This is a genomic window from Marinobacter koreensis, from assembly GCF_023156285.1.
In the GTDB taxonomy this organism is placed as follows: Bacteria; Pseudomonadota; Gammaproteobacteria; order Pseudomonadales; family Oleiphilaceae; genus Marinobacter; species Marinobacter koreensis.
The window spans coordinates 112,574-127,452 of sequence record NZ_JAKZAJ010000005.1 but is presented as its reverse complement, the minus strand read 5'-3'; the positions used below and the strand labels follow the sequence as shown (position 1 = coordinate 127,452).

Genomic DNA, 14,879 nt, shown 5'->3' with positions numbered 1-14,879 from the left:
TTCCTCAACGGTTCCTCGTGCCCACCAGCATACCCCAGTCTGACAGCTACGAACGAACCCTCAATGCCCCTGCGGCTGGCCTCCGTGACCATCCTGGCGATGGTTCTGGGCATAGGGCACAGGCAGCCCCAGCTTGGCCGCAAATTCGACACTGACAAAAATTGGCCCGATCAGCAGAAAAACCAGATCCTCAACAAAGGACGGTTTTTTGCCCTCCACCTTGTGGCCATACACCTGGATGATCCAGGCGACCACGAACACGCCAAGACTGGTCCACAACAAAGACCAACCGGCCGCCAACACGGTCTGAATCACCCAGGCGGACAGCGCAAACCAACCCGCCATCAGAACCAGAACGCCAATCGACAGCCTGACATAGACAATGGCCGACAACGCCGCCAGGAGTGTGGCGCCGTTGACCCATTCCGCAGCGCCTCCCTCCAGGCCCAGCCAACGTCCCAGAGGCACCAGCCACAGCAGGCCCAGCGTTGAGATCAGGATGGCGGGGACACAGACAATGTGGACCCACTGGTTGAAGGGATTCCGATGACTTTCGCCGTAATCGTTCAGGAACTGCTCCAGGCTGCGCATGGGGGTATCTCCTTGTTGTTGTGTCATTTTGACGAAGTTTAGCAACGCCGACCCGGGATGCCTTGTACGTAATGGCTGCCCTCCCCTTACCAAGGTCAAATATCGCTGCGCCGACAAACCGCCTAAACTGTGAAACATTGTTATCGAACGCAAGGGCGTGCCGCAGCGGTATGCCCCCAAAGGAGGAAGACATGAGACGGGTCGTCGTCACTGGTATGGGCATTGTTTCCTGCCTCGGCAATTCCCTGGACGAGGTTCTGGACAGCCTGAAAAACGGCAAGTCCGGCATCCGCTTCAACGAAACTTACAAAGACAAGGGATTCCGCAGTCAGGTGGCGGGATCACCTGATGTAGACACCACCGTGATCGACCGGAAGATCCGGCGCTTCATGGGCCCGGCGGCAATGTATGGTTATCTGTCAATGGAGCAGGCCATTGCCCAGGCAGGGCTGACCGAATCACAGGTTTCCAATGATCGCACCGGTCTGATTGCCGGCTCCGGCGGTGCTTCCTGCTCAAGCCAGGTGGAAGCCACCGACATCATGCGGGAAAAAGGCGTCAAACGCATTGGGCCGTATATGGTCCCGCGCATCATGACCAGCACGGTATCCGCCTGTCTCGCCACCGCTTACAAGATTCGCGGCGTGAACTATTCCATGTCATCCGCCTGCGCCACCAGCGCGCACTGTATTGGCCATGCCATGGAACAGATCCAGTCCGGTAAGCAGGACATCGTTTTCGCCGGGGGTGGCGAGGAGGAGGACTGGAGCCTCACCATGATGTTCGACGCCATGGGCGCCCTTTCCACCAAATACAACGAGGCCCCCGAAACCGCCTCCCGCCCGTTCGACAGCGGCCGTGACGGCTTCGTAATCGCCGGCGGCGGCGGCATGATGGTCCTTGAGGAACTTGAACACGCGAAAAAACGCGGCGCCACAATCATCGCGGAGCTTACCGGCTACGGCGCCACCTCTGACGGGTATGACATGGTCGCTCCCTCCGGCGAAGGCGCTCAACGTTGCATGGAACAGGCCATGGCGACCATCCGGGGCAAAGTGCAGTACATCAACGCCCACGGAACCAGCACACCGGTGGGGGATGTGGCCGAGATGGGCGCGGTCAAGAACACCTTTGGCGACAGCATCCCGGCCATTTCCTCGACCAAGTCCCTCTCCGGCCACTCTCTCGGCGCGGCCGGGGTTCAGGAAGCCATTTACTCGCTTCTGATGCTCCAACATGGTTTCGCGGCGGGCACTGCAAATCTACAGGACGTGGATGAGAAGATCAGCGACCTGCCCATCGTGGGGCCAAGTGCCCGTGATATGGAGCTCGACTGCGTCATGTCCAACAGCTTCGGCTTCGGCGGGACAAATGCTTCTCTTATCTTCGAGAAAATCTGATGATTTTTTCGATAATTGAGTGTTTCTGATTATTGGCAAACTGCGCCATAGCCTTTAAAGTACAACTTTGATATGGATCAATCCGGACGGCGTACCTGCTATGGCGCAACCTATTCCCATCCACAAGCACTCCCCACTGAAGGCCTCCTGCCATCAATGCAGCCTGAGCAACCTCTGTTTGCCCCTGGCCATTGAAGAGAATGAGCTCGACCGTCTCGAAGACATCGTGCAACAGGGTCGCATCTTCAACCGGGGCGAACACATTTTCGACCAGAGCACTCCGTTCCGTTCCTGCTTTGCGGTAAAGAGCGGCTCCGTAAAAACCTCGATTATCACGGAGAGTGGTGAGGAGCAGGTAACCGGATTCTTCATGCCGGGCGAACTGGTTGGCCTGGACAGCATGAGCAGCAGTACCTACGCGTGTACGGCCAAAGCGCTCGAGCGCACGAGTGTCTGCGAGTTTCCGGTTGAAAAGCTGGAGGATCTGACCGGCAAGCTGCCGGAACTCCAGCACCACATGTATCACCTGATGAGTCAGGAAATCCAGAACGGCCATCAACTGGCCATGCTGCTGAGCAAGAACACCGCCGAGGAGCGGATTGCGGCCCTGCTGCTTTCCCTCTCCAGCCGGTTCCAGCGGCGCCGGTTGTCACCGACCAATTTCAGCCTGCCGATGGCCAGAAATGACATCGCGAATTTCCTCGGCCTTGCGGTGGAAACCGTTAGCCGAGTGTTCACGCGGTTCCAGAACCAGGGCCTGATCCGTGCCAGAGGCCGGGAAGTAGAACTCTTGGATGTAGAAGCACTCCAGCTGGTGACCCGCGACTCCGCCCGCCAGGGCTGCTAACCTTCTCTGGAAATGGCGGCACCGTCTCTACGGGGCCGCCGGCTCTTCCGCGTGGTGGCCACTCTCCACGTCCTTTACGCTGGCCAACTCTTCAACCAGCCCTGATCTCCAGGGAACCTGCTTGATACCGAAGGTGTTCCGTATCTTGGTACAGATCATCGTGGTATTCGCAGGCTCCAGATGGCCCCATTCCGGCATATCGTCTACAACCTTCAGGTCTTCGGGAATACCTGGTAAGCCCGCAATGGCGAGCCCCAGTTCATAGAGGTTGATTTCCTCGGCCCCCGCATACTGGTATGTGCCCCAGACTTCGGCTCCACAGTCGAGCTGCAGGATGACAGCCGTCATCACCCGGGCGAGATCCTTGACGGTAACGGGCTGCCCCCGGCAACGACCGGGCAAGGTCAGAACCTGTCCGGAGGACGTGTTGGCACGGATCTTCCGGATGAAGCGGGACAGGCTCCAGCCGGTTCTCAGGATGATGTGTCGCGGCAGGAGCGATCGAAGCGCCTGCTCGCACTCCCACTGCCAGTTTCCGAGCTCATTGACGGGCTGCCCCGGATTCGAGGTGATGTATCCGCTTTGCTTCCGGCCGTCGAACACATAACAGGAGGACAGCTGGAACAGCGCAATACCCCGTTCCCTGGCGTATTCGGCCATGGCCACCGGTAGTGAGAAGGCCGCTTTGTGAATGCCCTCAGGGTCCTCCTCCGCCACCTCCGGATCCGCCAGCCAGAGTGCATTGACGATCAGGTCCGTATCCTCGGGAATCCAGTTCTCAAGGGCATTGAGATCGGCACTGGCCGGATCGCTGACCAGCAGTGGGCTGATGTGCAGGTGCGTGTCCCGCAACTTTTCCAGCAACACCTTTCCGAGGGGACCATAGTCATGGACAACAAGCACATGCACGGGGGATCAAAGCCTCCAGGTTTTCACTTGGGTGACGGACGGCCAGAAACGGTAAGGCCAATGGTTTGTTCGCCGGGCTGTCTAGAATAACACTCGGCCGGTGACGCCAGCGTCCTATACCTTTGCCACCGCTTTCAAGAGCATACAACAACAGGAACCTTTATGCTGAAACAACACAGCCACATTGTTGCCCCGATCCCCGACGAACTGCGGACCCGAGCCCTGTACACCGTGGGCGAACTCCGGGAACGCGGCAAAGCCGATCGCGAAGCCACCGACAAACTGTACGACCTGATCATCGAGATGACCGAACAGGGCCTGGATTTCTTTTTCCTGGAACCGTTGCGGCGGCTCAAGGCCAGCAGCATGATGATGGGCATGGCCAAGGTCGGGATCAGCAGCATGCTCAAGGGCAGCAAGATGGTCATTCACAAGGTTCTGAAGAAGCTTGACGACCGAAGCCTTGCAGCCATCCTGGATTTCATCGAGGAAATCATTCACGAACCGGAAGCGGGCTGATCTCCCTGGGTACCCGGGCGGTAATGCCGGTCATCAGTTCATAGGAGATAGTGCCGGCGCAGGCGGCAACTTCATCCACACCGACCGTTCCGCCCCACAACTCCACGCTGTCGCCAACCCTGGCATCCGGTGCCCCGGACAGGTCCACCGCCAGCATATCCATGGAAACGCGGCCAATCAGCCGGATTCGATGGCCGCCGATAGCCGCCGGCGTATTGGTGCCGGCATGGCGCGGGTAGCCGTCCCCGTAGCCGATCGCCACCATGCCCATCCAGGTATCACGATCCGCCACCCAGGCTGCGCCGTAGCCAACGGATTCCCCGGCCCGGACCAGTCGTCGGTTAATCAGCGGAGCCTCGAGATGCATGACCGGCTTCAGGCCCAGTTCCGGCCCGGTTTTCCCGAGAACCGGCGAACCTCCGTAAAGCATGATGCCGGGCCGGGTCCAGTCGAACCGTTGCTGCCCCGGCAGGAAGTGAGCCGCGGAATTGGCCACCGACCGCATCCGGTCCGGCCAACGCTCGGTGGCGGCCACGAATCGGGCGGTCTGATCGGCCGTCATCGGACTGTCGGGATCATCGGCGCAGGCGAAGTGTGTGACGAATCCCAGGAGTTCCGGATAGCATGCGCTGTTCTGCAACCGTTCGATAACGGTGGCCATCTGGTCCGGATGGAAGCCTAGCCGGTTCATCCCGGAATTAACCTTCAACCAGAAGGCCGGACGGTGCTCTGACCGGATCAACCCGTCGAGCTGATTCTCGCTGTGCAAAACCGGCTCAAACCCCTGCCTGGCGCAGTCGGCCAGATCGCCAGAGTCATGCACCCCCTGCAGCAGCACCACAGGCTGGCTGAGCCCCGCTTCACGGATGGCAAAGGCTTCTTCCAGACAGGCAACGGCGTATTTGGGTGCGATATCCGCCAGTGCCGTTGCCACCGCCCGGATACCATGCCCATAACCGTCGGCCTTGACCACCGCCATGGCACGGGCGTCTCCGGCCAGCGAGCGGGCCGTGGCGTAATTATGCCTCAGCGCCTCAAGATCAATTCGGGCAAGGGTTTGCCTGGGCATCAGTAATCGTCACCGTAATCGCTGTAGTCACCATGAGCGAGGTCCTCAAACTTGGTGTACTTGCCGATGAAGGCCAGACGGACGGTACCAATCGGACCGTTCCGCTGCTTACCGATGATGATCTCGGCAATACCCTTGTCAGGCGTGTCCTCGTTGTAGACCTCGTCCCGGTAGACAAACATGATGACGTCCGCGTCCTGCTCGATCGCACCCGATTCCCGCAGGTCCGAGTTGACCGGCCGCTTGTTGGGCCGTTGCTCCAGGCTCCGGTTCAGCTGGGACAGCGCGACAACCGGGCAATTCAGTTCTTTGGCGATACCCTTGAGCGACCGGGAAATCTCGGATATCTCGGCCGTCCGGCCCTCGTTGTTGCCGGGCACACGCATCAGCTGAAGGTAATCCACCATGATCAGCCCGATCTTGCCGTCGTTCTCGCGAGCAATCCGGCGGGCGCGGGATCGCATCTCCGTCGGGCTCAGCCCCGGGGTATCATCGATGTAAAGCGGCTTGTCCTTCAGCAGGCTGACGGCCGAGGTCAGTCGCGGCCAGTCGTCTTCTTCAAGCTTGCCGCCACGAACCTTGGTCTGGTCGATACGGCCCAGCGAGGAAATCATCCGCATCGCCAGTGCGTCGGCGGGCATCTCCATACTGAACACCAGCACGGGAGTTCCGGTGCTGATCAATGCGTTCTCGACGATATTCATGGCGAAGGTGGTCTTACCCATGGAAGGGCGACCCGCCACGATGATCAGGTCTGCCGGCTGCATCCCCGATGTCTTGTCGTCAAGATCCCGGAAACCGGTCGTCAGACCCGTGGTCTGCTCACCAGACTCGAACAACTCTTCAATCCGGCTGAGTGTCTGGGTCAGGATGGGATTGATCGCCTTCGGACCGGATCCCTCCTTGGTTCGGGACTCGGCAATCTGGAAGACATGCCGCTCGGCTTCGTCGAGGATTTCGTTGCTGTTTCGCCCCTGGGGATTGAACGCAGAATCGGAAATCTTGCCGGACACCTCCACCAACTGACGAAGGATCGAACGCTCCCTGACGATGTCGGCATAGGCACGGATGTTGGCGGCCCCCGGGGTTTTCTCAGCCAACTCTGCCAGGTAGGACAAACCACCGGCATCTTCAATATCCCCGGCCCGCTCCAGGAATTCGGCAAGGGTCACGACATCCAGCGGCTCACTCTCACTGGCCAGCCGCTCCACCGCCCCGAAAATAAGCCGGTGATCCTGGCGATAGAAATCTGCAGCCGAGATGATCTCGGAAACTTCGTCGAAACGACGATTATCGAGCATCAGACCGCCCAGCACAGCCTGCTCGGCCTCAACCGAGTGAGGAGGCACTTTGATCCGGCTGGTTTCAAGATCGGTACTGGCGGGTTTCAGGTTGGGCTTGGCCATAGGAACGCTTCAGACTGGAAAATCAGGAAGTGTTAAGAATACCAGAAACAAACGGGCCCGAAACCGTCTCCGGTTCGGGCCCGTTTGTTTGACCAGGTCGGACGGATCCGACCCTGTCGGCAATCGCGGATTACTCCGCAACCACCGCCAGCTTGACGGTCGCAGCTACGTCAGTGTGCAGCTGAAGCTCGATGTCGTACTCGCCGGTCACCCGGATCGGACCTTCCGGCAGACGAACTTCGCTCTTCTCCACCTCAGTGCCACCGGCAGTGATGGCATCAGCGATGTCACGGACACCGATGGAGCCAAACAGCTTGCCTTCTTCACCGGCCTTGGAGGTGATGGTGAAGGATGCACCTTCCAGCGTCTCGGCGCGGCTCTGGGCCGCAGCCAGCTTCTCGGCTGCTGCTTTTTCCAGCTCTGCGCGACGCTCTTCAAATGCTTTCACATTCGCTTCTGTGGCAGGAACAGCCTTGCCATAAGGAAGCAGGAAATTACGACCGTAACCGGCCTTAACCTTTACCTTGTCGCCCAGGGAGCCAAGGTTTGCAACTTTCTCGAGCAGAATAACTTCCATCTCGTTAACCTCTTCGTGCTTTATTCAGCCGGCCCGGCAGGTTTGATTCTCCCCCGGATATCCAGCCAGCTATCCACAAAAGCCATTACCACTAACAGAATCATCAGGCTTGGTCCCAACAGGAACAGGGCAATGTAAAACATAACCAGCCAGTTCCCGCTCAGATTTTTACGACCAATCGCGCCATGAACCAGTGCCACACCCGCCAGGAACAACGGTGTGCCTGCTGCCCAGGCCAACAACATGGAATTGAGCCCCAGTACGGGACCAAGAACCATGGTCACCCCACACAGCACAGCCACAACTGGCGAGAGCCGGAGAGCGTGAAACTCCTTACGGAATCCGCCGGGGTTGTACAACCCCGCCTGCCACGCTCGCGACAGCATCGTCATACCAATGGCAGTTGCCAGGTAGGTACCGGCCATGCTGGCGTTCATCGTGTCCCGAATCACAGTCTCAAGGTCATCCCCGAGTGCCCGGGCCACTTCCGCGTTGTATTGTTCGTAAAAATTCACCCCGGTGCGGACCAGATCGTCCAGCAATCCGGGGAACAGCACAGGCAACATCAGACCTGTGACAATCGCCAGAAAACTCCCTCCGAGGAGGGCTTTCTCCCAGGACAGCGTTGCTCTCAGGACAGACGCCATCAGCATGGTCTGCAGCAATACCGCCAGGGCCGTCGGGTCGTGCCCGAACCAGCTCCAGCCAATCGCTGGCAACAATGCCCAGAGGCCGATATTCAGACCTTGCTGGATACCGAGCCGGAGAATGACCAACCCGATAACCGCCGCGCCTACCCAGAACAGCAAGGGTATGGCAGTCGTGACTGCTGCTACCCCGCCAGCCTGCAGGGGACCGCGCATTACGAACTGTGCCAGTGCACGCATGGTCCCAAATCCTGTTTATCTGTCTTTAGTGGTCGTGGCTGTCCGTATACGGCAGCAGTGCCAGGTAGCGGGCACGCTTGATAGCGGTAGCCAGCTGACGCTGATAACGTGCTTTGGTGCCGGTGATGCGGCTGGGCACGATCTTGCCGGTTTCAGTGATGTAGCCTTTCAGGGTGTCCAGATCCTTGTAATCGATCTCTTTAACACCTTCTGCCGTGAAGCGACAGAACTTACGACGTCTGAAAAAACGAGCCATAACTTAACTCCTCAACTCCGGTTAATTACTCTTCTTCGTCCTGTGACTTGGCCTTCTGGCCGGCGTCAGAGTCAGCAGAACGACGCGGACGGTCTTCACCGCCGGAACGACGATCTTCACGGGACTCAGCCGCTTTCATCGGAGACAGGTCGGTAACAGCCTCGTCGCGACGCAGGATCAGGTCACGGATGATGGCATCGTTGAACCGGAAGTTGTGAGTCAGCTCGTCCAGTGCGGCCTGGGAACATTCAACGTTCATCAGGACGTAGTGAGCCTTGTGGATCTTGTTGATCGGGTAAGCCAGGTGACGACGGCCCCAATCTTCCAGGCGATGTACCTTGCCGCCATCTTCGGTGATGACGCCGGTATAACGCTCGATCATTGCGGGCACCTGCTCGCTCTGATCCGGATGTACCATAAATACGATTTCGTAGTGACGCATGAGTTCTCCCTACGGTTTAAACAGCTTTCTTTTCAACGGACCGAATACGACCGCGGAACATGAAAGCAAGGAGGTGACAGCCAGTGGCTATCGGTTTCTTTTTTGCTTTTTCATTAAAAGCCTGCGCACAGGCCTGATCAAAAAGCACGGCCGCTGTTGCCATTTTCCAGGCAATAGAAAACCGCCCCTTAAAAAAGGGGTGACGTATTCTAGGCGGGTAAGGTCGTCTGTGCAAGCGCTACGCAAGCCGTTGACGCAGGGCCTCATAAAGGCAGACCCCGGTTGCCACGGAAACATTCAGGCTGTCCACATGCCCAAGCATGGGAATATTGATCAACTGATCGCAGTGTTCTCGGGTCAATCGGCGCAATCCCTTCCCTTCGGCGCCCATGACCAGCGCAACAGGCCCCTTGAAATCGGCCTGATACAGGGTTCCCGACGCCTCTCCGGCCGCGCCGATCAGCCAGACCCCTTGATCCTGCAGAGAACGCAGGAACCGGGCGAGATTGGTCACCCGCACGAACGGCACTGTCTCCGCAGCACCACAGGCAACCTTCCGGGCCACCGGAGTCAGGGAGGCCGACTTATCCTTCGGAACCACTACAGCCTGCACGCCAACCGCATCTGCCGTGCGCATGCAGGCACCCAGGTTATGGGGATCGGTTACGCCGTCGAGGACCAGTAGAAAAGCGGGCTTTCCTGACCGGTCCAGCTCCGCAAGCAGATCGCTCTCACTCCACTCCCGACTTTCACTGACCGCAGCCACAACCCCCTGATGAACGCCAGACACCCGACTATCCAGCTCGCGGCGATGCACAACCTGCCAGCGAACACCAAGCCCATCCAGCGCATCGGTAATGGAACGGACGCGTTTATCCTGGCGACCGGTCTGAATCCAGACCTGCTGCAACCTCTCCGGCTCGCGCTTGAGGACAGCCTCAACCGCATGCCACCCGAATACATACTCCTGGGACACGGATTCCTACCCTGTTCAATGGATTATTTGCGAGACTTTCGCTTTGGTTTGCGGTCGGTCGCCGAACCCTTGCCGCCCTTCTTACCAGGCTTGCGGGCCGCCTCACGGGCCGCTTCGGCCACCAGTTCGGCCTTGGCACTGCCGCGCTTGCCCGAACCGGTGCTTCCGGCGCCGGCCTTGCGGTTGCCGGAGCGCGCCTTGTCGCGACCGCCTTTATTACCGCCTCGATCCTTGCGGCCCCGCGGCTTGTCACCACGGTCATGCCGGGACACCTCCAGAGCCTCCCGATCGGCTTTCCGACGCCGGGGCTGACTGACCAGTTCCAGATCGATCTTCCGATCTTCCAGCCCCACCCGGGCAACCCGCACCCGAACCTCATCACCGAGTCGGAAGCTGATGGCGGTGCGCTCGCCGATCAGCCGATGCTTGGCCGCATCGTGGTGGAAATAGTCTCCACTGAGGGTGGACACGTGAACCAGGCCCTCAATATAGATATCCGCCAGCTCCACAAAGAAACCGAACGGCACGACGGCCGCAATGACGCCTCCGTATTCCTCGCCCACGTGATCTTTCAGGAATTCGCACTTGAGCCAGGCCATCACATCGCGGGTCGCGTCGTCAGCCCGACGCTCGGTTATGGAGGTGTGCTCGCCCAGTTCTTCAAGCCGGGCATAGTCATAGGGATACTCAGCCAGCTCCTGGTCCGGAGCCGGTGGCGTGACCACATCGTTCTGGACCTCCGTTTTATGTATCCGGGACTTGATGGCCCGGTGCACGATCAGGTCCGGGTAGCGGCGTATCGGCGACGTGAAATGGGCATAACTGGCGAAGCCCAGCCCGAAATGGCCGCTCTCCTTCGGACTATAGACAGCCTGGCTGAGTGATCGCAGCATGACAGTCTGGATGACATCCGCATCCGGCCTGTCAGACACCTGGGAGAGCAGCTCCTGGTAGTCGGCCGAGGTGGGCGAATCTCCGCCACGCAATTGCAGGCCAAGCTCGCCGAGGAACAGGCGGAGCGCTGCGAGGCGCTCTTCGGATGGCCCTTCATGGACCCGATAGAGCGCCGGCGTATTGTGCTTCTTCAGGAAGCGGGCCGTCGCCACATTGGCGCACAGCATGCACTCTTCAACGATCTTGTGGGCGTCGTTACGGTGGACCGGAACGATTTCCTCAATCTTCCGGTTCGCATCAAAGATGATGCGGGTCTCGGTGGTTTCAAAATCAATCGCCCCGCGCTCCGTGCGCGCCCAGCGCAACAACTTATAGAGTTCATACAGGTTGTAAAGCTGCGGCAGAACCGCCGAATACTGCTGACTCAGCCGATATCCGGGCTCCGAGTCCGGACGCTCCAGGATGTCACTGACCTTGTTGTAGGTCAGCCGTGCATGGCTGTGCATGACGGCCTGGTAGAATGTGTAGCCACTGATGCGACCGTTCGCACTGATCGTCATGTCGGCCACCATGCACAGGCGGTCCACGCCCGGATTCAGGGAGCACAACCCGTTGGACAGCTTTTCCGGCAGCATGGGCACCACGTGGTCCGGAAAGTACACCGAGTTGCCCCGTTTGAGCGCTTCCTCGTCCAGAGGCGTTCCGGGCCTTACGTAATGCGATACGTCCGCGATGGCAACCAGCAGACGATATCCGCCCCTGGACCGCGGCTCACAGTAGATGGCGTCGTCAAAATCCCGGGCGTCCTCGCCGTCGATCGTTACCAGCGGCAGATCCCGGATATCGACACGATTCTGTTTGTCCGCTTCCCGGACCTCCTCGGCGATCGCGGCCGTTTGCTCCCCGACTTCGTCGGGCCAGCTGTGGGGAATATCATAGGAGCGGATGGCCACGTCGATTTCCATTCCCGGAGCCATGTGTTCGCCCAGAATCTCGACAACCCGCCCCGTGGGCTGGGTCCGGACCGTCGGCTGACGAATGATGTCCACGACCACGTACTGACCATGACTGGCCTCGCCGGCGTGCTCTTCGGGCACCAGGATTTCGTGGTTTATCCGCGCATTCTCAGGCACCACAAAGCTGATGCCGCTCTCGCGGAAAAACCGACCTACCGTCTGATGGGTGTTGTGCTCAAGAACCTCCACGATCTTGCCTTCCCGACGCCCCCGGTCATCGATCCGGTCGACCCGGGCGGCAACACGGTCGCCGTGGAAGACCTGGCGCATTTGCCGCGCCGTGAGGAACAGATCGGAACTGCCGTCGTCCGGAATCAGGAAGCCGAAGCCGTCCTTATGACCGGTCACCTTTCCGGTAACGAGCTGGGCTTCGTCGATCGGGAGGAACGCGTTACGCCGGTTGCAGATGAGCTGGCCGTCGCGGCACATCGCAATCAAGCGGCGGCGGAGCGCCTCGATACCCTCGGGTTCAGTCTGCCCGAGTTCCTGGCAGAGAGTTTCATGCGTGGCAGGCGCACCTCGGTCTTTCAGGTGCTTGAGGATGAACTCCCGGCTCTGAATAGGGTTTTCGTACTTTTGAGCCTCACGGGTAGCGTGAGGATCAACATTGCCTTTTTTTCTGGAAGCCATTCGGATCCTTGTCTCATCGCCGCACTGGCGTGCGGAATGTGTGATTTGCTGCAGTATAACGTTGGTGCGGCTAACCTGCCTAACAAGGGGCTTATAATAGGCACAATTACCGCCGACACTTTTTTGCAAAAAATGTTTGACAGCCCCAACGGGAATTATTAAAGTACGCGCCATCGGTTGAGGGGCACCCCTCAGCCAGCAATGATCAGACTGAATTCGCTTTAGAATTCATCAAGATAAGATCACTGCATATCACCTGCCGAGGTGGTGAAATTGGTAGACACGCTAGCTTCAGGTGCTAGTGGGGGCAACCCCGTGGAGGTTCAAGTCCTCTCCTCGGCACCATTTCCTCCCCCAGGAAATGGCATTATCGAATCCCCTCTTAAATCGTTCGCCCCATAACCCGCGATCAAACTACGTTCGCCCAAGCCACGCTGACGATCTGACAGACCTGTCGCCGGGCCCGCGCTTGCAGACCCGACACGCCCCGCATCAGTTCAGCAATCCCACCAGATAATCCGACAGTGTCTGATAGTTGTATTGGACTCGAGCATACACGGAATATGGCGGCTCATCGTAACTGAGGCCGCAAGTTCGGGTACCGTCATAAGCCTTGAGGTAGGCATCTGCAATCAGGTTCGGATTCTCGGGATCAAGCACAGACGGATAGAACATTACCCACTCAAATCCCGACGCCAGATCTGCCATGGACGTGTCCCTGAACGCGTAATGCAACAAGCGATTCAGAGCGATTCCACCAGAAACTCGCCTGTCATACTCCGCCTCAACCTGCAGCACGTCTGAGTAATCACCGCTGATATCACCGGAATAGGCGTAAGGGAACTGGGTAGTCGAAACCTGTCCAGCATCTGCCGAAGAAGAACTGCAGAGATCCAGGGGCACTTCTGTTCCATCGAATGAGAGGTCGGCGATGACATTGCCGTTCTCTTTCAACGTATAGCCACGAAAATGAGAAAGATTGGATTGCACAGCTCGCGGAACCAGCGTCCTCATCAGAGTGGAACCACTCTGCGGGATTTCCGCAATCAGCTCGGACAACTCCCCACCACTCCGGGTCCAGCGATAGGTCACTTCAGGACTGCCAGACAGCTCGGAGGAACCTGCAGAAATCCCCTCCGCTTCATGGCAGGTGGTGGCCGTTTCGAAATAGATGCGCGCGTTGTCCCAGTCAAAGATCAGGCGCTCATCGATGCCCGGGCTCTCATAGAAATTGCGGCTTTGCACGGAGAGTGACACCGACGGCAGCCACTGGGCATCGAGCAAGCTCATGTCACCGTTCACGTCAATCAGGCGGGCCAGTTCCGGCATGGAGGGGTTCATGCAACCATCAGACGAGATGCCGATCAACCGGCCGTCCTCCGCGTAGTCAAAATGCAGCTCGGCCGATAGAACAAGGTTCGATCTATTTGTTGGCAAAGTATCGGCCTGAGCGTAGATGCGCTGATTGGTGAGGAGTTTGGGATTCTCGAACTTCAGCGGTACATACGGAAGATTCAGGCTGTCGACATCCACACTGCCGTAATCACCGGGGGCCGCCTGATCTACCACTGCGATAACGTCAGCGGCATTCTGGACCAGAGAAACACCGAGCATGAAAATTGCCTGAGTATTAAGACCAGTTTTGGGATAACGCTCAGTTCCATCACTATCGGCCTTGGAAAGCAAGCTGTTGTACTTAGTCGGCATTTGACTAGCAGTAAATCTAGCCAGAGCTCGCGCATAAGCATGGGCGCGCTCATCCCCTGCCAGCACATAGTCCCGAAGCAAATTGATGTTATCCAGGCTGGAGGAAAGTTTCTCCGAGACTTCCAGGAATGATCCTAACCCAGCCAGCGTGCGATAACGGGCCAGCATGGTCAGCGGCGTCACATTCCGAACGCCGGGAGGCGCGGACAGCAGGTAAGCGTGCTCGACCGCAACCGGGCCACCGGGAGTCTGCTCAAGCGTCTTTCCCGGCAACGCGACGGCATACAGCGGATAATCACCCGGGTCCAGATCGGGCCCGATCTCTGCGGGCAACGCCAGTTCGGATATGTCGAGAGAGAATCGCCCGCCTGCCCCCGTCATGGCGGTCGGTTCGCCGGAATCCAGCACCGCGGTGTTTCCGTTGCTCAACTCCAGGCTCAGCGGGCCTGCCGTATACTGCCCGTCCCCATCCATGTCCAGCCAGACCCGGGCGTTTTCCAGGTAGCCGTCGATCACCCGCCCCATGTACGGCGCGGGTTCACTGTAGGCCACTCCATCGAAATCCCGACCATCGACAGGCAACTCGGTGGAGTCCTTGCCACATCCGGAAAGAATGACTGGCAGCAGAGAAAGGGAAACAGCGAGTCGTCGCATCATGTCGGTAACCGTGGTCCGTCATCGTGGAATCTGATCAGTTACTTTATGGGATGTGGCGAGACTGAACCTTGATAGGCTTGGCAAATTGTAAAGTTA

The 14,879-nt window shown here is 58.6% G+C and carries 14 protein-coding genes and 1 tRNA gene; 4 read left to right on the top strand and 11 right to left on the bottom strand.

Going from position 1 to position 14,879, the window contains the following annotated elements:
* Window positions 1-60 precede the first annotated feature (60 nt).
* Window positions 61-591: an Mpo1 family 2-hydroxy fatty acid dioxygenase gene (locus MLD04_RS14380; RefSeq protein ID WP_248159795.1), complete on the bottom strand. Its 531-nt coding sequence runs from the start codon at window positions 589-591 to the stop codon at window positions 61-63.
* A gap of 191 nt (window positions 592-782) precedes the next feature.
* Between MLD04_RS14380 and fabB the strand changes: the two genes are divergently transcribed.
* On the top strand, window positions 783-1,991 hold the full coding sequence (fabB, locus tag MLD04_RS14375) for a beta-ketoacyl-ACP synthase I (RefSeq protein WP_248159793.1): 1,209 nt from the start codon (window positions 783-785) through the stop codon (window positions 1,989-1,991).
* 100 nt (window positions 1,992-2,091) lie between these two features.
* Window positions 2,092-2,838, top strand: a complete 747-nt coding sequence (gene fnr / locus MLD04_RS14370; protein ID WP_248159791.1) for a fumarate/nitrate reduction transcriptional regulator Fnr — start codon at window positions 2,092-2,094, stop codon at window positions 2,836-2,838.
* 27 nt (window positions 2,839-2,865) lie between these two features.
* On the opposite strand, the gene MLD04_RS14365 is transcribed toward fnr, so the two are convergent.
* Window positions 2,866-3,747, bottom strand: coding sequence for a sugar nucleotide-binding protein (locus tag MLD04_RS14365; RefSeq protein ID WP_248159789.1), 882 nt, complete (start codon window positions 3,745-3,747; stop codon window positions 2,866-2,868).
* A 162-nt stretch (window positions 3,748-3,909) separates the two neighbouring features.
* On the opposite strand from MLD04_RS14365, the gene MLD04_RS14360 reads away from it, so the two are divergent.
* The gene (locus tag MLD04_RS14360) at window positions 3,910-4,266 is read left to right on the top strand and encodes a hypothetical protein (protein ID WP_008937287.1); all 357 of its coding nucleotides are present in this window, start codon (window positions 3,910-3,912) and stop codon (window positions 4,264-4,266) included.
* Here the strand turns inward: MLD04_RS14360 and alr are convergent.
* The 8 genes from alr to rnr all read right to left on the bottom strand — a co-directional run bounded on the left by alr (window position 4,241) and on the right by rnr (window position 12,419).
* Window positions 4,241-5,335: an alanine racemase gene (alr, locus tag MLD04_RS14355; RefSeq protein WP_248159787.1), complete on the bottom strand. Its 1,095-nt coding sequence runs from the start codon at window positions 5,333-5,335 to the stop codon at window positions 4,241-4,243. The genes MLD04_RS14360 and alr overlap by 26 nt on opposite strands.
* Entirely contained in the window at window positions 5,335-6,741 is a 1,407-nt protein-coding gene (gene dnaB, locus MLD04_RS14350) for a replicative DNA helicase (RefSeq protein ID WP_008937285.1), read from the bottom strand. The genes alr and dnaB overlap by 1 nt, the downstream gene beginning before the upstream one ends.
* A 130-nt stretch (window positions 6,742-6,871) precedes the next feature.
* Window positions 6,872-7,318: a 50S ribosomal protein L9 gene (gene rplI / locus MLD04_RS14345; RefSeq protein WP_248159785.1), complete on the bottom strand. Its 447-nt coding sequence runs from the start codon at window positions 7,316-7,318 to the stop codon at window positions 6,872-6,874.
* Window positions 7,319-7,338: 20 nt separating this feature from the next.
* Complete coding sequence (locus tag MLD04_RS14340) at window positions 7,339-8,205, bottom strand: YybS family protein (RefSeq protein ID WP_248159783.1); 867 nt, start codon at window positions 8,203-8,205, stop codon at window positions 7,339-7,341.
* Window positions 8,206-8,230: 25 nt separating this feature from the next.
* Window positions 8,231-8,461, bottom strand: a complete 231-nt coding sequence (gene rpsR, locus MLD04_RS14335; protein WP_008937282.1) for a 30S ribosomal protein S18 — start codon at window positions 8,459-8,461, stop codon at window positions 8,231-8,233.
* Between the two features lie 25 nt (window positions 8,462-8,486).
* Window positions 8,487-8,903, bottom strand: a complete 417-nt coding sequence (gene rpsF, locus MLD04_RS14330) for a 30S ribosomal protein S6 (RefSeq protein WP_008937281.1) — start codon at window positions 8,901-8,903, stop codon at window positions 8,487-8,489.
* Window positions 8,904-9,141: 238 nt separating this feature from the next.
* Window positions 9,142-9,879 carry a 23S rRNA (guanosine(2251)-2'-O)-methyltransferase RlmB gene (gene rlmB / locus MLD04_RS14325; protein WP_248159781.1) on the bottom strand — a complete coding sequence of 246 codons (738 nt, stop codon included), beginning with the start codon at window positions 9,877-9,879 and terminating at the stop codon, window positions 9,142-9,144.
* A 23-nt stretch (window positions 9,880-9,902) separates the two neighbouring features.
* Window positions 9,903-12,419 carry a ribonuclease R gene (gene rnr / locus MLD04_RS14320; protein WP_248159779.1) on the bottom strand — a complete coding sequence of 839 codons (2,517 nt, stop codon included), beginning with the start codon at window positions 12,417-12,419 and terminating at the stop codon, window positions 9,903-9,905.
* A 258-nt stretch (window positions 12,420-12,677) separates the two neighbouring features.
* Between rnr and MLD04_RS14315 the strand changes: the two genes are divergently transcribed.
* Window positions 12,678-12,764: transfer RNA gene (locus tag MLD04_RS14315), tRNA-Leu, on the top strand.
* A 147-nt stretch (window positions 12,765-12,911) separates the two neighbouring features.
* Here the strand turns inward: MLD04_RS14315 and MLD04_RS14310 are convergent.
* The gene (locus MLD04_RS14310; protein WP_248159777.1) at window positions 12,912-14,678 is read right to left on the bottom strand and encodes a hypothetical protein; all 1,767 of its coding nucleotides are present in this window, start codon (window positions 14,676-14,678) and stop codon (window positions 12,912-12,914) included.
* Window positions 14,679-14,879 lie beyond the last annotated feature (201 nt).